The organism is Micromonospora sp. BQ11, from assembly GCF_052068135.1.
Taxonomy (GTDB): Bacteria; Actinomycetota; Actinomycetes; order Mycobacteriales; family Micromonosporaceae; genus Micromonospora.
This window is the reverse complement of the sequence record NZ_JBQHDB010000017.1, coordinates 14261-32942: the sequence shown is the minus strand read 5'-3', so window position 1 is coordinate 32942 and position 18682 is coordinate 14261. Positions and strand designations below refer to the sequence as shown.

General features: G+C 73.0%; 17 protein-coding genes and 1 riboswitch. Of the genes, 6 read left to right on the top strand and 11 right to left on the bottom strand.

Translation table 11 applies throughout. From position 1 onward, the window contains the following. Positions 1-47: 47 nt before the first annotated feature. From ACTMSW_RS27570 to ACTMSW_RS27555, 4 genes are read right to left on the bottom strand one after another with little or no spacing between them, the layout of a single operon-like run. The gene (locus ACTMSW_RS27570; protein WP_441183620.1) at positions 48-635 is read right to left on the bottom strand and encodes a hypothetical protein; all 588 of its coding nucleotides are present in this window, start codon (positions 633-635) and stop codon (positions 48-50) included. Beyond that, a complete protein-coding gene (locus ACTMSW_RS27565) occupies positions 632-2014 on the bottom strand; it encodes a glycosyltransferase (RefSeq protein ID WP_441183619.1) in 1383 nt (460 codons plus the stop codon). The genes ACTMSW_RS27570 and ACTMSW_RS27565 overlap by 4 nt, the downstream gene beginning before the upstream one ends. Then, positions 2011-2565, bottom strand: a complete 555-nt coding sequence (locus ACTMSW_RS27560) for a hypothetical protein (protein ID WP_441183618.1) — start codon at positions 2563-2565, stop codon at positions 2011-2013. Before ACTMSW_RS27560 ends, ACTMSW_RS27565 begins: the two co-directional genes overlap by 4 nt. A gap of 30 nt (positions 2566-2595) precedes the next feature. Then, the gene (locus tag ACTMSW_RS27555) at positions 2596-3813 is read right to left on the bottom strand and encodes a glycosyltransferase (protein ID WP_441183617.1); all 1218 of its coding nucleotides are present in this window, start codon (positions 3811-3813) and stop codon (positions 2596-2598) included. A gap of 132 nt (positions 3814-3945) precedes the next feature. Here ACTMSW_RS27555 and ACTMSW_RS27550 point away from each other — a divergent pair, with 132 nt between their 5' ends. Beyond that, entirely contained in the window at positions 3946-5592 is a 1647-nt protein-coding gene (locus ACTMSW_RS27550; RefSeq protein WP_441183616.1) for a glycosyltransferase, read from the top strand. Between the two features lie 107 nt (positions 5593-5699). Here ACTMSW_RS27550 and ACTMSW_RS27545 read toward each other — a convergent pair whose 3' ends face one another. From ACTMSW_RS27545 to ACTMSW_RS27535, 3 genes are all read right to left on the bottom strand, one after another. Next, positions 5700-6737: a Gfo/Idh/MocA family protein gene (locus ACTMSW_RS27545; RefSeq protein ID WP_441183614.1), complete on the bottom strand. Its 1038-nt coding sequence runs from the start codon at positions 6735-6737 to the stop codon at positions 5700-5702. Then, positions 6734-7843, bottom strand: coding sequence for a DegT/DnrJ/EryC1/StrS family aminotransferase (locus tag ACTMSW_RS27540; protein ID WP_441183612.1), 1110 nt, complete (start codon positions 7841-7843; stop codon positions 6734-6736). The genes ACTMSW_RS27545 and ACTMSW_RS27540 overlap by 4 nt, the downstream gene beginning before the upstream one ends. 112 nt (positions 7844-7955) lie before the next feature. Then, positions 7956-8606: a TetR/AcrR family transcriptional regulator gene (locus ACTMSW_RS27535; protein WP_441183611.1), complete on the bottom strand. Its 651-nt coding sequence runs from the start codon at positions 8604-8606 to the stop codon at positions 7956-7958. 163 nt (positions 8607-8769) lie between these two features. Here ACTMSW_RS27535 and ACTMSW_RS27530 point away from each other — a divergent pair, with 163 nt between their 5' ends. From ACTMSW_RS27530 to ACTMSW_RS27510, 5 genes are all read left to right on the top strand, one after another. After that, entirely contained in the window at positions 8770-9666 is an 897-nt protein-coding gene (locus ACTMSW_RS27530; RefSeq protein WP_441183610.1) for an ABC transporter permease, read from the top strand. After that, positions 9659-10468, top strand: coding sequence for an ABC transporter ATP-binding protein (locus ACTMSW_RS27525; RefSeq protein ID WP_441183609.1), 810 nt, complete (start codon positions 9659-9661; stop codon positions 10466-10468). Before ACTMSW_RS27530 ends, ACTMSW_RS27525 begins: the two co-directional genes overlap by 8 nt. 128 nt (positions 10469-10596) lie before the next feature. Further along, entirely contained in the window at positions 10597-12126 is a 1530-nt protein-coding gene (locus ACTMSW_RS27520) for an SDR family NAD(P)-dependent oxidoreductase (RefSeq protein ID WP_441183608.1), read from the top strand. Further along, positions 12116-13816 (top strand): CDP-glycerol glycerophosphotransferase family protein, encoded by a 1701-nt coding sequence (locus ACTMSW_RS27515; protein WP_441183607.1) that lies wholly within the window; start codon positions 12116-12118, stop codon positions 13814-13816. The genes ACTMSW_RS27520 and ACTMSW_RS27515 overlap by 11 nt, the downstream gene beginning before the upstream one ends. Before the next feature lie 173 nt (positions 13817-13989). After that, positions 13990-14925, top strand: coding sequence for a peptidoglycan-binding protein (locus tag ACTMSW_RS27510; RefSeq protein ID WP_441183606.1), 936 nt, complete (start codon positions 13990-13992; stop codon positions 14923-14925). A gap of 51 nt (positions 14926-14976) precedes the next feature. Here the strand turns inward: ACTMSW_RS27510 and ACTMSW_RS27505 are convergent, their stop codons facing one another. The 4 genes from ACTMSW_RS27505 to ACTMSW_RS27490 form a co-directional block, all read right to left on the bottom strand. Next, positions 14977-15720 (bottom strand): alpha/beta fold hydrolase, encoded by a 744-nt coding sequence (locus ACTMSW_RS27505; RefSeq protein ID WP_441183605.1) that lies wholly within the window; start codon positions 15718-15720, stop codon positions 14977-14979. A 110-nt stretch (positions 15721-15830) separates the two neighbouring features. Beyond that, positions 15831-16679: a C39 family peptidase gene (locus ACTMSW_RS27500; RefSeq protein ID WP_441183604.1), complete on the bottom strand. Its 849-nt coding sequence runs from the start codon at positions 16677-16679 to the stop codon at positions 15831-15833. Positions 16680-16904: 225 nt separating this feature from the next. Next, positions 16905-17047: riboswitch (cyclic di-AMP (ydaO/yuaA leader) on the bottom strand. A gap of 321 nt (positions 17048-17368) precedes the next feature. Beyond that, entirely contained in the window at positions 17369-18115 is a 747-nt protein-coding gene (locus ACTMSW_RS27495) for a hypothetical protein (protein ID WP_441183602.1), read from the bottom strand. 136 nt (positions 18116-18251) lie between these two features. Next, positions 18252-18653 carry a hypothetical protein gene (locus tag ACTMSW_RS27490; protein WP_441183601.1) on the bottom strand — a complete coding sequence of 134 codons (402 nt, stop codon included), beginning with the start codon at positions 18651-18653 and terminating at the stop codon, positions 18252-18254. Between the last annotated feature and the right edge of the window lie 29 nt (positions 18654-18682).

Genomic DNA, 18682 nt, shown 5'->3' with positions numbered 1-18682 from the left:
GGCCGTGGCCGTCACCCCCGTCGTCGTACCGCCCCCGGTTGCCGCGATCAGTTGGCCGCGGGCAGGGCGGGTGCGTCCAGGCTGGTGGTCGCGATCGCCTTCGGGAACCGCTTGGCGAGCTTCCAGCCGAGCGTGACCGTCAGCACGTCCGAGGCGACGATCACGTCCACGTCGTCGATGCCGAACGCCGGCAGGCGCCGCTCGAAGAGACGGGAGAGCACCAGCGGGCGGACGGCGGCGTAGCTCTTCATGAAGATCCGGCGGTGGAACGCCCCGGCGGCCCTCTGGTGCCCCTTGACCAGTGGCCGCACCGGCCGCTCGCCGGTCAGTTTCCCCAGGCCGGTGAGCACCGCGGCGGGCCCCCGGAAGACGGCGGCCCGCTCGGCGCGCATGACCAGGTGCCGACGCTCCGCGCCGTCGAGGGAGTGGATCCGCAGGTTCGGCCGACCGGCCAGCCCCTGCCAGCCCGCGTCGTCCATGACCAGGAGGTCGACCCGGGCGCCCTGGTCGAGCAGGTGCGTGGCCAGCTCGATGACCCGATCGTGCGGTGTGAGGTTGAAGGAGAGCAGGAGCACCCTCGGCTGCCGCCCCGCCGTCGCCGTCGCCGCCTGGTTGTTCTCGCGTACCGTCGTCACGATGCCTCCGCCCCACTCGCGATGGTCCGCTTGACCATGGCCCGCAGTCGTACCTCCAGGGGCGCGGTCACCGCCTCCCGGGTGAAGGCCGCGGCGTGCGCCTGCGCCTCCGCCCGCACCTGCGGGGTCATGTCCCGGGCCGCCTTGCCCGCGGCGATCATCGAGTTGGCGATCTCGTCCACGTCGAGGCTGTTCGGGTTGAACCACAGCGGATAGCCGGCCAGCACGTCCTGTGCCGCGATCCCCGGCGCGTGCACCGAGACGATCGGCCGGCCGCTGGCCATGTACTCGAAGATCTTGCCGGACGTCACGTACCGCGCCCCGCCGGCCAGGAAGACCAGCACGTCGCTGTCCTGGTAGACCCGGCCGACGTCGGTCTTCGAGACCGCGCCCCGGTAGGTGATGCCGGTGTCCGTTCCGGGTTCCCCGGCCGCATCGGCCAGTCCCATCCGCTTCATCAGCTCGGACTGGCTCTGCTTGAAGTAACCCAGGTGACCGTGGATGTGCAGTTGCGCGCCGGCCAGGTCGGGATGGCGCCGCGCGCGTTCGAAGGCGTCCGCCAACTGCTCCACCGGCTGGGTGTTGTTGACGGTGCCCAGGAAGCTGAACCGCAGCGGCCGCGTCGGGTCGGTCGACGCCGCGTCCACCGGCTCGCTCTGGCCGAACAGGTCCGGATCCCAGCCGTTCGGGACGACCATCATCCGGTCGGCGCTGTTCGGGTAGCGCTCGGCGTACCAGGTGCGCAACGGGTTGTTGACGAAGATGGACGCCGCGGCGTCACGCAGGATCCGGTGCTCCCACTTCCAGGCCAGGTGGCCGTCGGGGTACGCCGGTTTCTCCTCGAACATGTTCAGCGTCCACGCGTCGCGGTAGTCCACCGCGAACGGCACGCCGGTCAGGCGGTGGATCATCCACGCGGCGGCGAACGAGGCGAACGGGTTGCCGGTGGCGAGCACCACGTCGAACCGTCGGCGGGCGTGCATCGCCAGCGCCCTGCGCACCGACGCGGCGGCCCAGGAGAGGTAGTGCTCGGGGAAGATCTTCGACAACCCCAGCCGGTAGGCCTTGCCGGCCATGACCGGCGACAGACCGCGGAACCGGCTGAACCGGCGCAGGTCACGCTCCCAGGCGAACTGGCTCAGCGGAGGACGCTCGACCCGGATGCGGGGGTCGACGGTCTCGGCCAGTTGCTCGTCGACCGACCCGATCACCTCGTGGAGGAAGCTGATCGGCGACGCGAAGGCGGTCACGTCCCAGCCGTGCTCCGCCAGGTAGTTGGCGGTGGCTCGCGCCCGGTACACGCCACTCGCCCGGGAGGGCGGGAAGTAGAACGACAGGTACAGGATGCGTGGACGACGCGGTTCCCGCGTCCGGTTCATGACTTGTCCCCCTGTGCGGCGTTCGACATCGAACCAGCGTAGTCGTAGCTGAAGCAGACCCTTGGGGCCGAAGCGCGGCGCACGCCGCCGGTGAGACGTTCCGCGTACGGCATCGCCACCGGGTCGGTCACCACCACGAGATCGACGGCGGGCCCCCGCCGAACCAGCGCGTCGACCATGCGCGGGCGGGCGTCACCCCGCACCTTCCCCCGGGTACGCAGGAAGAGCCGGTGGGCACGGGCGGCGACGCGACGCTCGTACGACTTCTCGGCACGACGGGCGACGCCGCGCAGCGGGCCGCGGCCGATCGTCCGCAGCACCTTCCTCGGCGCGCGGAAGAGCACCGCCTGCTCGATCCGCAGCGCCGGCATGCGCTGCTCGATCTCGGCCAGCTCGACGACCCGCACACCCGTGTGCCACTGCTCACGGCTCCACTGGGCGGCCCGGTCGGTCACCACCGTCGCCCGGTGTCCGTCGGCGACGACCTGGGCCGACTCGTCGACCACGGCGCGCCGGCGGGTACCCCCGATGGCCAGGAACAGGACGTGCATCTCACTCCAACTGATCGAGGTCGCGACGACTCAGGCGGTCGGGCGCGCGGGCGCCTCGCCGAACCAGAGGTCGTGATGTGCGCGGGCCACCGCAGCGTACCCGTACCGGTCGGAGAGCACCTTGTGCGCGAGAGCGGTGTCCAGGCCGTGCGGGTGGCGTGCCCGCAGCTCGCGGTAGCCGGCGACGATCGTCTCCGGGTCGTCCGTGACGTCGATCAGCAGTCCCGCCGCGTCCTCGATGCCGGCGAGGGTCCGCTCCGGGCCACCACAGCGCGTGACCAGGACCGGCAGACCGGCCGCCACCGCCTCGACCACGGCCACCCCGAAGGTCTCCGCGCGACTCGGGTGCACCAGCAGGTCGTGCTCCCGCATCAGCCGCAGGGCCTCGTCCGGCGGGATCGCGCCGGTGAAGGTCACCGCCTCGGCGACGCCGAGTTCGGCGGCGCGCGCGGTCAGCGAGGCCAGCAGCGCCCCCTCACCGACGAGGGTGAGGGTGAGCGACCGGTCCTCGGCGTGGCAGCGGGCGAAGGCCTCCAGCAGCAGGGGTACGCCCTTGAGCTCGGAGAGCGCACCGACGAACAGCCAGCGACGCAGCGCGGTGACCGGAGTCGGCCGCGGCTGGTCGAAGGAGATGGGGTTGGAGATCGCCCCGATCCGGTCCGCGTGGTGCGGGAACGCCTCGACCAGCGGCCGGCGTACACCCTCGCCGACGGCGAGGAATCCCGAACAGCGGTGCAGCACCTCGTCGTACATCTCCCGGCCCTGCGGGGTGGACAGCACCTTGTCCAGGAAGCTCGCGTGCTCGGTGACGAACACCTTGGCGTCGGGTCGGGCGTGCCGGATCGCCGCCCAGCCGCTGGGCAGACCGACGTGGGCGTGGACCACCGACGCGTCGATCGGACGGCCACCCAGTGCGGCGCCCAGGGCCAGGTCGTGCCGGTGGGCGATGTCGGCGTGCCCCTGCCCCCGCGGCACCGGGACCGGTACGTAGACCAGGTCGGCGCCGCCCACGGTGGGGTTACGGTGCATCGCCCGCGGCGTCAACGCCCGGTGCGCGTCCATCACCTGCCGGTCGGCCGGTCCGTCGAGGTTGGCGACCCAGGCGTCACAGTGCAGGACGGTCATGCGGTCGCAGCCGGGACCCGTGGCGTCCACCATGGCCCGCACGAAGGAACCCCGGAACGGTAGCTCCCGGGTCGGGTACCACGGGGTGATGACGGCCACGTCCCGGTAAGAGGTTGCAGGCACCCGAACCTTCCCAGCCGTTTCGTCCAGACCGCCTGACGCTAACATGCAAGCCGTCGATCACCCCCACCCGGCCCGACCGGCCGGAACTCCCCCGAGCGACCGGAGACAGCCCGTGCAGCGAGCCGACCGGCCATGAGGAATCCACTGGATCCGGTCCTGCGCCGGGCGACCTCTCCCGCCGTCGTACGTCACCGCGCCGCGGTCCGCCTGCTGCGCGGCGTCACCGGAACTCCGATCCTGCCGTCCCGGGCCCGGGGTGCCCTGGCCCACCGGCTGCGGACCGGCATGACGCAGGCCGGATGGACGCCGGCGGAGGCCCGCGCGGCGCTGGCCGCGCTCGCGCGGTCGAGCGACTCGCGCACGAGGGCCGACCTGCTGATGCGGGAGGCCTCCGACGAGCTGGCGGCGGGTCGCACGCCGCCGCACCTCACCGAGGCGGTCCGCGCCGAGCTGGCGGTGGCCGACGAGCGGTTCACCGGCGGCGATCCGCGGGCCGCGGGCCGGCACCTGTACCGCGCCCTGCGCGTGCTGTTCCACCGGAGCCTGCACTTCGACCGGCTCACCTCGCCGCTGGCGGACGACCCTTCGGCCTTCCTCGCGCCGCTCCGGGACAGCGTCACGGGGCAGGCGCTGCTGGCGCCCCGGGGACGCAGGACGCCGGCGGCCGAGGCACCGGCCGACCGGCCGCTCCGGTTGCTGGTGCTGACCAACGGCAATCCGCACTTCCTGCGCGAGATCCGGGAACGGTACGCGGCACACCCCGCCGTGGAGTTCCGCTACCTGCATCTGACCGACGACCCCACCGCCGGGCCGCTGATCAAGCGGGTGGATCCGATCGTCGACCACCTGGTGACCGGCAGCTCTCCGTACGGCGAGCGCGTCGAGGAGTGGCTGCGACCGCATCTCGACTGGGCGGACACGCTCTTCGTCGACTGGTGCGTGGCCACCGCCGCTCTGGTCACGCTCGTGGACCCCGGCGACACCCGGGTGGTGATCCGGTTGCACAGCTTCGAGGCGTTGAGCTTCTGGCCGCACCTGGTCGACTTCAGCCGGGTGGATGACCTGGTGTTCGTCTCCGAACACCTTCGGGAGCTGGTCACGGCGGTGTCCCCCGACCTGGCCGGCGAGGACGCCCCCCGCCTGCACGTGATCGCCAACGCCATGGACCTGGACGTCTATCCGAGGCCGAAGGACCCGTCGGCCCGGTTCACCCTGGGACTCGTGGGCGTCGGCGCGGTGGCGAAGGACCCCCGGTGGGCCCTCGAGGTGCTCCGGGAGCTCCGCCGGGCCGATGCCCGGTACCGGCTGCTCCTGATCGGCGACGGCTTGAAGACCTCCGCCAGTGGCGCGGTGCGCGACTACCAGGCGGCGCTCGACCGGGACCTGCGCGAGCTGGAGACGGCCGGCGCGGTCACCCGGGTCGGTCACGTCACCGACGTTCCGGAGGCGCTGACCCGTGTCGGCGTCATCCTCAGCACCTCGGTCCGGGAAAGCTTCCACTGTGCCCTCGTGGAGGGCGCCGCCAGCGGCGCGCTTCCGGTGGTGCGGGACTGGCCCTTCTTCGCGCGCCAGCGCAGCGGCGCCCGCACCCTGTTCCCGGCGGACTGGGTGGTGGGGACGCCCGAGGAGGCTGCCCAGCGGATCCTGGCCGGGACCACCGGCGAGGAGCAGTGGCGGACCGCCGGCGGCAGCGCCGCGGCGCACGCGCGGGCGACCTGGGACTGGTCGGTCACCCGGCACGACTTCGACGCGTTGTTCCGCCTGCCCGACCGGCCCTGAGTCTCCGGTCACCCGGGAGCGCACGTCGCTCCGCCGCGTCACGACAGCGCCCGTCCACTCCACGCGGAGAGGCCCGGCCGTCGGCCGGGCCTCTCCGCGTCGGTCGGTCAGATCGTGGTGCCCACCCGGGTCGCGTCGCCGCCGACCGAGGAGCCGACGTCGACGGTGGTCCCGGCCGAGGCGGACTCCAGCAGCCCGGCCGCCACCTGGACGGTCCGCAGGCCCTGGCGGAGGGTCACGATGTCGCTCTGCTTGCCCTCGACCGCATCGCGGAACCGCTCGTGCTCGACCAGCAGCGGCTCCCGCTTCGGGATGGCGTACCGGACCATGTCGCCCTCGGCGACGCCGCGGAACGCGCGCAGCGCCTCCCACTCGGTGTCGATGGCCGCGTTGGCGTAGAAGGTGAGGTCGGCGGTGAGGGTGTCGGCGACGAAGCAACCCCGGTCGCCGGTGATCACCGTGGACCGCTCCTTGAGCGGGCTCAACCAGTTGACCAGGTGGTTGACCATCGTGCCGTCGGCGAGCTGGCCGACGACCGCCACCATGTCCTCGTGCAGCCGGCCGCTGCGGGAGACGGTGCGCGCCGACACCGACGTGTACTCCTGCCCGGTCACCCAGGCGGTCAGGTCGATGTCATGCGTGGCGAGGTCCATCACCACGCCGACGTCGGCGATCCGGTGCGGGAACGGACCCTGCCGCCGGGTGACGACCTGGAACACCTCGCCCAGCTCGCCGGCCTCCAGCCGGGTCCGCAGGTTCTGCAGGGCCGGGTTGTAGCGCTCGATGTGCCCGACACCGGCGACCAGCCCGGCCGCCTCGAACGCCTCGACCAGCCGCGTCGCGGCCTCGACCGACTGCGCGAGCGGCTTCTCGATCAGCGCGGACACACCGTTGGCGGCCAGTTCGAGGCCGATCTGCTCGTGCAGGGCCGTCGGGCAGGCGACGACCGCGTAGTCCACGCCCAGCTTGAGCAGGTCACCCAGCTCCGGCACGACCGGGGCGCGGAGCGTGCCGGTGGTGTCGCCGGCCGGGTCGACGATGCCGACCAGCTCGACGCCGTCCAGGTTGGACAGCACCCGGGCGTGGTTGCGGCCCATGGCGCCCAGGCCGATGAGGCCGGCGCGCAGCCTCTTCCGCTCGCTCATCGGGCACCGCCGGCCAGGTTCGCGCCCTCGGCGATCCGCTCCAGGTCACCCTCGCTCAGCGACGGGTGCACCGGCAGCGAGACGACCTCGGCGGCGGCCCGCTCGGTCTCCGGCAGGTCCCACGGGCCCGGCTTGCCGTCCTCGGTGAGGTACGGCTTGAGCCGGTGGATCGGGGTCGGGTAGTAGACCGCGTTGCCGATGCCCAGCTCGGTGAGGCGGGCCTGGGCCGCGTCCCGGTCGCCCCGCACCCGCACCGTGTACTGGTGGTAGACGTGGCGGGCGTTGTCGGCCACCGGCGGCGTCACCATGCCGGTGATCTTCGAGTCGAGGAACTTGGCGTTGGCGCGGCGCTGCTCGGTCCAGTCGGCGAGCTGGCGCAGCTGCACCCGGCCGATGGCGGCGGCCACGTCGGTCATCCGCATGTTGGCGCCGACGATCTCGTTGGCGTACCGCTGCTCCATGCCCTGGTTGCGCAGGAGTCGCAGGGTGCGGGCCAGCTCGGGGTCGGCGGTGGTGACCATGCCGCCCTCGAGGGAGTGCATGTTCTTGGTGGGGTAGAAGCTGAAGCAGCCCGCGCTGCCGAAGGCGCCGACCGGCTGGCCGTCGAGGGCCGCACCGTGAGCCTGGGCGGCGTCCTCGACCACGGCGAGGCCGTGCCGGGCGGCGATGTCCATGATCTTGTCCATCGCGGCCGGGTGGCCGTAGAGGTGCACGGGCATGATCGCCACCGTGCGGGGACCGACCGCCGCCTCCACCGCGGCGGGGTCGACGCAGAAGCTGCCGGGCTCGATGTCGACGAAGACGGGCTCGGCGCCCACCAGTCGGACGGAGTTGGCGCTGGCGGCGAAGGAGAAGGACGGGACGATCACCTGGTCACCCGGGCCCACGCCCAGGGCCATGAGGGTCAGCTGGAGGGCGGACGTGCCCGAGTTGACCGCCACGCAGTGGCGCCCGGCGACGAGTTCACCGAACTCCTCCTCGAAGGCCGCGACCTCGGGACCCTGCACCACCTTGCCGCTGCGGAGCACCCGCACGGCGGCCTCGATCTCGGCTTCGCCGATCACCGGCCGAGCGGGTGGGATGAATTCAGCGTTCTGCCCAGTCATGGGCATCCTCCTGTCGGTGTGGAGCTCGTCCGGCCGCGATGGTAGCCGGTCCCCGGGTCGGGAACCCTGGCGGTGCGACTGGCGGATCGGAGACCCGGGTGAGCTGGGACATTCACGGTCTTACGGGAAGCTCGACGTCCGACTCGCCCCGGATTGGCACCTGGCATGCTACTCGGAGCGCACCGACGACGGCCGAGGCCATCCTCGGCACGTCCGCCGGGTCGAGCGGCAGTCGGGCGATCGCCACCCGCCAGTAGAGCGGTCCGACGATGAGGTCGATGGCGGTGTCGGGGTCGACCACCGCCGGCAGTTCGCCGCGTTCGACGGCGCGGCCGATCAGCAGGCCGCCCACCGTGCGCTGGTGCAGCCGCAACGCCTCCTGGAGGGTCTGCGCGATCTGCGGGTTGCGGGCGGCCTCGGCCAGCAGGTCGGGAATGATCTGCGAGGCGAGTGGGTGGCGCAGCGCCTGCGTCATGATCAGATAGAGCATCTCCAGGTCGGTCCGGAGATCACCGGTGTCGGGCAGCGGCAGGCGCTTCCCGGCGGCGGCCGACACGACCTCCAGCACCAGTTCCAGCTTCGAGCTCCAGCGTCGGTAGACGGCGGTCTTGCTCACCGCGGCCCGCCGGGCGACCGCCTCGATGGAGAGCCGCCCGTAGCCGACGGCGGCCAGTTCCTGCATCACGGCGCGCCGGATGGCCGTCGTGATGTCGTCCCGGAGCACCGCCGCACCAGCCGGAGCACGCCTCTTCTCGGTCGTCACGTGGGACAATGTAGCGCAGCGACGGTACGGTTGCGTCCCGACGTGTTTTCCACTACCGTCCACGCAGCGACGAGGCGGCGACGTCCCCGCCACAGCGGCCCGTCGGACCCGCCGAACCTGTTGCGTCGCGGCATCCCACTGAGAAAGATCGGAGCGCCCATCCATGGCCAACACGGCGGTGGCTGACGCCGACTCAGGACTGACCGGGGCGGAACTCGCCGCCCGGTACGGTCTGACGGTCGCCGGCGAACGTCCCACCCTCGCCGGCTACACCCGGCAGCTGTGGTCCTACCGGCACTTCATCGCGGCGTACGCGAACGCGAAGATGGTCGCGGCCTTCGCCACGGCCCGCCTGGGGCGGGTGTGGCAGGTGCTCACACCCCTGACCAACGCGGCGATCTACTACCTGATCTTCGGCGTCATCCTGAACACCAAGGGTGAGATCCCGAACTTCATCGCCTACCTCTGCGTCGGGCTGTTCATCTTCAACTTCACCCAGACCGCGGTGGTCCAGGGCACCCAGTCGATCAGCGGCAACCTCGGCCTGATCCGGGCGCTGCACTTCCCTCGGGCCAGCCTGCCGATCTCGGTCACGCTCACCCAGTTCCAGCACCTGCTCACTGCCATGGTCGTGCTGGTCGCCATCGTGCTGGTCACCGGCGAGCCGCTGAACCTGGAGTGGCTGCTGGTGATCCCCGCCCTGCTGCTCCAGTCGATCTTCAACGTCGGCATGGCCCTCGGGATGGCCCGGCTCGGCGCCAAGGTCACCGACCTCAAGCAGCTCATGCCGTTCATCACCCGCACCTGGATGTACGCCTCCGGCGTGCTCTACAGCGTGGACAACTTCGCCAAGCACCTGCCCGGCTGGGCGCAGACGATCATCGAGGCCAACCCGCTCCTCATCTACATCGAGCTGGTCCGGCACGCCATGCTGGAGAGTTCCCCGCTGACCTCCTCAACGACGCGGCTCTGGCTGGTCGGCGCGGCGTGGGCCCTGGCGGCCTTCCTCGGCGGTTACCTCTACTTTTGGCGCGGCGAACAGGAGTACGGTCGTGGCTGAGCTCAACCAGGTCGCTCCCGGCGTCACCGGAGTCGCGGGCCAGCGCGTGCCCACCGTCATCGCCGACAACGTGCACCTCGTCTACCGCATCTACGGTGCGGGCACCTCGGGCAGCGGCTCCGCGGTGGCGGCGCTCAAGCGGATCGTGACCCGCACCGAGGCCCCGAACGTCCGCGAGGTCCACGCGGTCAAGGGCGTCAGCTTCACCGCGTACCGCGGCGAGGCGATCGGGCTGATCGGCAGCAACGGCTCCGGCAAGTCCACCCTGCTGCGGGCCATCGCGGGGCTGATGCCGACGAACAAGGGCGCCATCTACACCCAGGGGCAGCCCTCGCTGCTCGGCGTCAACGCCGCCCTGCTCAACGACCTCTCCGGCGAGCGGAACGTGGCGCTCGGCTGCCTGGCCATGGGTATGCATCCGGACGAGGTCCGCAAGCGCACGGCGGAGATCATCGACTTCTCCGGGATCAACGAGCGGGGCGACTTCGGCTCGCTGCCGATGCGGACGTACTCCTCCGGCATGTCGGCCCGGCTGCGGTTCTCGATCGCCGCGGCGAAGAAGCACGACGTGCTGCTCATCGACGAGGCGCTGGCCACCGGTGACGCCCGGTTCCGCCGCCGCAGCGAGGAGCGGGTCCGCGAGCTGCGCGCCGAGGCCGGCACGGTCTTCCTGGTCAGCCACGCGATCGGCACGATCCGGGACACCTGTGAGCGGTCGATCTGGCTGGAGTCCGGCGTGATCCGGATGGACGGGCCGACCGACGAGGTCGTCGCCGCGTACCACGAGTACATGAAGAAGTAGCGTCCGGCGACGCCGCCCCCCGGTGAACCGCCGGGGGGCGGCGTCGTTCCCGGCGCGGCTAAGGTCGCATCGTGCTCCGGCGGGACGACCGGGGACGAGAAGGCGTGACAGACCAGTAAGGATCGGCGATGACGCAGGACGGCACCCCCGCACCGGCCGCCACGGCACCCTGGCGACCCTCCCGGACCGTGGCGGTGATCCTCGCCGGTGGCACCGGCGTACGGCTCGGCCTGGGCATCCCCAAGCAGCTCGTGAAGATCGCCGGCAAGCCGATCATCGAACACACCCTCGCGGTCTTCGAGGCCGCACCGGAGATCGACGAGATCATCGTGCTGATGGCCGCCGGTCACGTCCCGGACGCCGAGCGCATCGTCGAGCGGGCCGGCTTCCGCAAGGTCACGACGGTCGTCGAGGGCGGTGACACCCGCAACGCCACCACCCGCCTCGCCCTGGACGTGATCGGCCCGGACGACTGCAACATCCTCTTCCACGACGCGGTACGCCCGCTGGTCAGCGGCCGGATCATCCGGGAGTGCGTCAACGCGCTGTGGACCTACGCGGCGGTCGACGTGGCGATCCCGTCGGCGGACACGATCATCCAGGTCGACGCCGACGACTGCATCACCGACATCCCGGTCCGCTCCCGGCTGCGCCGCGGCCAGACCCCGCAGGCGTTCCGGTCCGGCACCATCCGCGAGGCGTACCGGCGCGCCGCGGACGACCCGGACTTCGCGGCCACCGACGACTGCGGCGTGGTGCTGCGCTACCTGCCCGACACCCCGATCAAGGTGATCGACGGCGCGGACGAGAACATCAAGGTCACCCACCCGGTCGACGTGCACCTCGCGGACAAGCTCTTCCAGCTCGCCGCCGCCAAGGCGTACCGGCTGGCCGACCACCGCGGCTACACCGAGGAGCTGACCGGCCGCACGATCGTGGTGTTCGGCGGCAGCTACGGCATCGGGCAGGAGCTGACCGAGCTGGCCCGCGGCTTCGGCGCCCGCGTGTTCCCCTTCAGCCGCTCCACCACCGGCACCCACGTGGAGCGCCCCGAGGACGTCGAGGCCGCGCTGAAGACCGCCTTCGCCGCGACCGGCCGCGTCGACCACGTGGTGGTCACCGCCGGCGTGCTGGAGAAGGGCGAGCTGGCCGGGATGGACCCGGAGACCATCGACCGGGTCCTCCAGGTCAACTTCCTCGGACCGGTGACCGTCGCCCGGGCGGCCCTGCCGTACCTGCGGCAGACCCGGGGCCAGCTGCTGCTCTACACGTCCAGCTCGTACACGCGCGGCCGGGCCCGCTACGCGCTCTACTCGGCGACCAAGGCGGCGCTGGTCAACCTCACGCAGGCGCTCGCCGACGAGTGGGCGGAGTGCGGCGTACGGGTCAACTGCGTCAACCCGGAGCGGACGGCGACCCCGATGCGGACCCGCGCGTTCGGCGAGGAGCCGGCGCACACCCTGCTGTCGGCGGAGACGGTGGCCCGCGCGTCGCTGGACGTGCTGCTGTCCGGGCTGACCGGGCAGGTGATCGACGTACGCCGGTCGGCCGACGGGGCCGACGCGGTGGAGCCGGCGGCGGTGGTCCCGGCCCAGGCCGGGGTGGAGCGCGGCGACCAGCCGGCGGACCAGGTGGGGGCGGAACAGTATGCGTGGTGACCTCGTCCGGAAGCTGATCGCCCGGGGCCTGGCCACGGGTCTCGCGGTGGCGGCGTTCGTCGTGCTCGCGCTGACCGGGGCGACCGGCTGGGGCCTCCTTCTGGCGGTCGCTGCCCTGGCCGCCGCCGCCGGGGAGCGCCGCGTACGCCCCGGCGCCGACGGCGTGGCCGAGCTGGTCCTGGTCGCGGCGGGTGTCCTCACCGGGTACGCCCGACGCCTGGACGCCGGATTCGACCCGGCGCTGGCGGCGACCGCGCTGGTCCTGCTGGGCCTGGTCCTGCTGGTGGGTCCGCTGCGCGACGCGGGCAACCTGGAGATCCGCGCGGCCAACCTGCCGGTGCGCCCGCTGGCCCCGGTGGTCGCCGCCGAGCTGCCGACGATCCTGCTGGTGCTGCTGGGCCTCGTCGCGGTGGCCGCCGCCCTGACCCTGCCGGCGGTCGTCGCGCTGGTCCTGGCGCTGCTGGTCGGGCTGGCCGCCGGCGTGGTCGGGCTGGACCTGGCCCGGCGGCGGTTCCGGCCGCCGGCCGGCGGCGGACCGGTGGCGCAGGCCCTGCGCCGGCACCGACCCGAGTTCCTGCTCTACTTCTCCGCACCGCCCGGCTCCGAGTACCAGGTCACCATGTGGCTGCCCTACCTGGAACGGATCGGCCGGCCGTTCGCGGTGGTGCTGCGGGAGCCGGAGTTCCTGCCGACCGTGGCGGCGGCCACCACCGCACCGGTGCTGTACTGCCCGACGCTCAAGGCGATCGACGAGGTGCTCGTGCCGAGCGTCACGGTGGCGTTCTACGTCAACCACGGCGCGAAGAACGCGCACTGCATCCGCTTCACCCACCTCACCCACGTGCAGCTGCACCACGGTGACAGCGACAAGGCCCCCAGCGCCAACCCGGTCTCGGCCATCTTCGACAAGATCTTCGTCGCCGGTCGGGCCGCCATCGACCGGTACGCGCGCGCCGGCGTGGAGATCCCCGCGGAGAAGTTCGTCGTGGTCGGTCGCCCCCAGGTCGAGAAGATCGAGGTACGCGCCGAGGCGCCGGCGGGCCGCACCAGCCCGACGGTGCTCTACACCCCCACCTGGACGGGGCACCACGCGGACACCAACTACTGCTCCCTGCCGGTGGCGGAGACGCTGCTGCGGCGGCTGCTGGACCGGGGGGCGACGGTGATCCTGCGGGCCCACCCGTACACCACGCAGAACCCGGCCTCGGCGCGGCAGCTCGGCCGGCTGACCGAGCTGCTGGCGGCGGACCGGGCACGCACCGGGCGGCCGCACGTCTTCGGCGCCGCCGCGAGCCGGGACCTCACCCTGGTCGAGTGCGTGAACCGCTCCGACGCGCTGGTCTCCGACGTCTCCGGGGTCATCTCCGACTACCTCTACTCCGGCAAGCCGTACGCGGTGACCGACATGGTGGACGGGGGCGAGGCGTTCGTGGCGGAGTTCCCCCTCGCCGGGTCGGGCTACGTGCTGCGGCGGGACATGTCCAACGTGGACGACGTCCTCGACCGGCTGCTGGACACCGATCCGCTCGCGGCGGCCCGGTGGGCCACCCGGACCCGCTACCTCGGGGACTTCCCCGTGGAGACGTACGCCGAGGGGTTCCTCGCGGCCGCGCGTCGCGAGATCGACGGCGTCGCGGCGGTGCCCACGCCGCGCGCCGGGGACACCGCGCCACTTTCCCCCACGGCCTGAGCTGGCGAAATAATCTTTCCAAGTTCACACCGTTGTAAATATTTATCTTCATCACCATACTGGCGGAACCGGCGTTCCCGGACCGGCGGACGGAGCCCGTCCGCCCCGGGCACCGGTCGACGCGGCGCGCCCCCGACGCCGCTCGCACCCCTCCACCCCAAGGAGTGCGCCATATGGCTATCACCGTCCGCCGGATGCTCACCTGGCTCGGCGCCGCGGCCCTCACCGCCGTCGCCGTGCTCGTCGGCCCGACCGCCGCACAGGCCGCCACCCCCGCCTGGCCCACGCTGAGCAGCGGCATGTCCGGCGCCAACGTCACCTCCGCCCAGTTCCTGCTGCGCCACCACGGACGGACGCTGAGCGTGGACACCTACTACGGCTCCGGGACCGTCTCGGCCGTGCAGTCCTTCCAGTCCGCCAACGGCCTCACCGCCGACGGCATCGTCGGTCCGCTGACCTGGAGCCGGCTGGTCGTCACCCTCGACGTCGGCGCGAACAACAACGCGGTCCGGGCCCTGCAGACCGCGCTCAACAAGTACGGCCACGGGCTCACCGTCGACGGGGCCTGGGGCGCCAGCACCACCACCGCGGTCAACTCCTTCAAGGCCAGCCGGGGCCTCACCGGCGGCACCACCGTCGGCGCCACCACCTGGCAGTGGCTCATCGGCGACGGGCAGGGCGGAGGCAACTACAGCCTCGTCATCGGCCGGTCCGTCCTGCCGCGCAGCGAGTACGACGACCCGCACCACGACTACCCGGCCATCGACCTGCCCACGAACACCGGCGTGACGACCTACGCGATCACCGCCGGCACCATCAGCCACGTCGGTGGCGGCTGCGGCTACGGCATCGGCATCTCCGGCGACGACGGCGCGTACTACCAGTACTGCCACCTGTCGTCCCGCTCGGTGGCGGCGGGCAGCCGGGTCAGCGCCGGCCAGGTCATCGGGTACACCGGCAACACCGGCAACAGCACCGGACCGCACCTGCACCTGGAGATCCGGGTCAACGGCGGGAACCGCTGCCCGCAGCAGATGCTGCTAGCCCTCTACGACGGCGCCTCGGTCCCGGCCCCGTCCGCCCTGCCCTCCAGCGGCTGCTCCTACTGACACCCGGGGCCGGCGGCCGGGCGGTTCCTCCCGCCCGGCCGCCGGCGCACGTCAGCGGTACGGGTCGACGAGGGCGAGAACGGCCTCCGGGTCCTCGACGTGGGCGTTGTGCCCGAGGCCGGGCAGCGTGACGACCGGGACACCGAACTCCTTGAGCTGGGCGTCGGAGACCATCGGGTCGTTCTCGCCCCGGGCCAGCACCACCGGCACGTCGGTCGCCGCCAGCAGGGCCGCCAGGTCGGGCTCTCCCACGCCGAACGCGACCGGGTCCATCGCCAGCCGCCACCGCCCGTCGAGCTGCCGCAGGCCCGCCTCGACCACGGGATGGTCGGGCGCGAGGAGCCCGGCCAGGCCGGAGACCCGCAGGTAGCGACGGGCGGCCTCGTCCCGGCTGGCGAACCAGGCCACGGGCCGCGCCGCCAGGTCACCGGCCTTCGCCAGCTCCCCGGGCGACCAGACCGCCTTGATGCCCAGCCCGACGACCGCGTCCACCGGCAGTCCGGCCGTACGCGCGGCCAGCGCCAGGCCGACCACGCCGCCGAGCGAGTGCCCCAGCACCACGAGCCGGTCGGTCGGGGCGAGACTCCCGGCGAGCCGGTCGGCCAGCCCGGCGAACGAGTACGCCGGCAGCGGCGGTGACCAGCCGTGCCCGGCGAGGTCCGGCGCCAGCCAGCGCCCCGCCCACCGGCGCTCCAGCAGCGGCGCCGACGGCAGCCACACCTCCCCCGTCGCGCCCATGCCGTGCAGCAGCAGCAGGACGGGGCGCCCGTCCCGGTCACCCGAGTCATCGACCATGCGCGCAGTCTGCCACCGGCCGGACCCGCCGGGCGAGAGCCGCGACGCGGGTACGACAACGGGCGCCGACCCCTCCTGCGGAGGTCGACGCCCGTCGCGGAGCGTGTCGGTCAGGCGGAGTAGCCGCGGGTGGCGGCCCAGTTCGCCAGGTCGATGGTGGTCATCCAGTACGCGGGGACGGCCGGATCGGCGGAGTCGGCGATCCGCACCAGACGCCCGTCGTCGGAGTAGCCCACCACCGCGATGTAGTGGCCGCCGGGGAACGAGTGCCAGCCGCCCTCGGTGTCCGTGGCGGTGCCCGCCACGTTGACCACGACGCCACGGCCGTCGGTGACGGCGGCGACCACGTCGGCCTGGAGCCGGTCCATCTGCGCCGGGGTGGCCGCGCCGCCCGGGATCATCCGGCTGCGGTACGGGTCGCCCTTGACCACGGCGTTGAGGACGCGGGTGGTGTCCTCGACCGAGTCGGTGCCGAACTGGTCGGTGCCGAGCGGGCCGGCGAGCTGGTCCTGGCTGCGGGCGATGCCGGCGGCGCTCAGGGCGTTCCGGACCGCGGCCGGACCGCAGTTGAAGAAGGTGGTCTGCGCCTGGTAGTCGTACTCCAGGATCTTGCGCTTCGGCGCCTTGGGCGGCTCCGGCCTGCGGGTCAGGTCCGGGTCCGCGGCGGCGGTGCTGGTGGCGGCGCGCGGCGACGCGGGGGCGGCGCCGGACGGGGTGGCGCTGGACGGGGCCGCGGCGGCGCGGGCCTCGCCGCGCGACGCGACGGTGGTGTCGCCGCGCAGCTCCGCCACGCCGGCCGGGGTCCGTGCGGCGGCCGGGGCGTCGTCGCCGCCGGTGATCAGGGGACCGCCGGAGGCGAGGACGAGCGCGGCGGCCGACGCGGCGGCCACCTGGTACGGGCGCTCGGCGGCCAGTCGACGGAGCTGTCGCTTGAGGTGGTGCTTCACATGTTCCTCCACGGTCTCGGGGGGCGAGCGGCACACCGGGTCCCCGCCGCGCGGGACAGCGACGGGCCCTCCGCGCGGACGACGTCGGCGCGGTGGTGGACCACTACTGGGGAGAGCGCCCGGACTACCGGGCAGCGCGGTGGGTCAGCTCGCGGCCACCGGCCGAGCGAGCACGGGTACCGCGGCGCCGTGGAGACGGCGGAACAACCAGGGGGTGGGTGCGTGCTGCACGAGTGCAACTCCTTCCGGTGCCGCCTACCGGGTTAGCTGACGGATTCGGGCGGGAAGTACGCCCTACCGCGGGCCGTGGGCCTGCGGATTCACCCCAACGTGCACTGGGTCCCCGGTTCGTGATCATCACGATTGAGCGGGTCGGCGCGGCGTCGCTCCTTGCGATCGGGTACCGCACCGGACGAGGCGACACTACTGGCCGGCCATCGGCCTGCCAACCCGCTCCCACCTGCGTAAACCTGGCCCGCGGCAGCAATTTTGCAGGCAGTTAACCACTGACGGTATTCAATGGGACGGCGATCGCAGAAACGCCCTCGGGGAGGACATCGGGACACACCTGGATGATGGTGCCCGAACCATCGGGAGCAATCGACCACGGTGCGGCGGGTGCCCCTTTCCGCAATCATGTGACCGGGCTCACGGAATTAACGGAGCAGTACCGCCCGAAAGCGGGGCGGACAGGCCGGTACTCAGCCCACCCGGGCCGGCCGCCACCGGGCGGCAGCCACCCGGCGTGGGACCGCCGCCGCCTCCCGGGCGGTCGGAACCCGACCCGGACGCAGCCGGGCCGCCGCCGCGTACGCCTCGGCGGCGAGGGCCCGCGCCGCCTCCGCGGCCACCTCGGCGTTGCGCCACGCGGCCTGTTCCCGCTCGGCGGCGGCCCGGTACGCGGCGAGCTTCCCGTCCCGTACCGCCCGGGCCAGCACCACCTCCTGCTCCACCGGGTGCCGACGCGGGTTCCAGCCGTGCCGGCGGCCGAAGACGTCACTGAGCTGGCGGGCGGACAGGTCACCGCGCCAGTGGGCGGCCATCGCGGTCTGGTGCAGCCAGCGCTCCCGGGTCGCGTACTCGGTCGGGGTGCGGGGCGTACGGGGGCTGGGCAACGCCCTGGTGCCGACGAACCGGCGGGCGGCGGTCTCCGCCTCGTCGTACGCCGCCCAGGTGCGGTCCACCTCCTCCTGCGCGGTCAGCCACGCCTGGCGGCGCCGTCGGGCGGTCTGCGCGGCCCCCGCCGCGGCCACCGCCACCTCGTCCGCGTACCGGCGCAGGTCCGCCAGGTCCTCGACGGGCGGTGCGGGCGGGTCGTCGGTGGGCCGTTCGCGCTCGGGACGGGCGACGAGCACGGTGAGCACGGTCAGGGCGAGAACGAGCAGCACCGACCAGATGACGGTGGCGCGGGGCACGTCGAGGAGGAACTCGTTCAGGACGATGGCCATGGCCGGCAACCTCACTCGGGAAGCGAAAGCGACGTCGGGTGCGCCGTGCGGGCTCACCCGGGTGCGGGGACGCCGGGGGCTCGGGACGCGCGGTGGGGAGCTTCGGGAAGGCGGTGCGGGCGTACGCCCGGACGGGTCAGGCCACCGGCGGGGCGCGGGACCCGAGGGCGGCCGGGACCCGGCCGACGGGCGCTCGCAGGACGGTGTCCGGCACGACCCGGTCGGCGGACGCGGCTGCCTCGGCGGCGACCGGCGATGCCGCCGGCCGGAGCCACGACGCGCCGTCGCCCGGCGCCCCGGCGAGCGCCGTGATGGTGGTCGAGGCGGCGCGCGCGTCCGGCGCGACGTCGACCGTCGGGCCGGGCAGCGCGCCCGAGGCGGCGGGGGCGACGGCCGAGGCGGCCATGACAGGTGCCGTCGCGAGGGCGGGCGCGGCGACGCCCAGGGTGAGGCCGCCGGTCAGGGCGAGGCCGGCCACCAGCCGAGACGCCCAGCGCGTCACCCACCACAACGGACAGGTGAGCGCGACCGGAAGCACGACGTCACGCTACCCCCGACCCCGTCGGT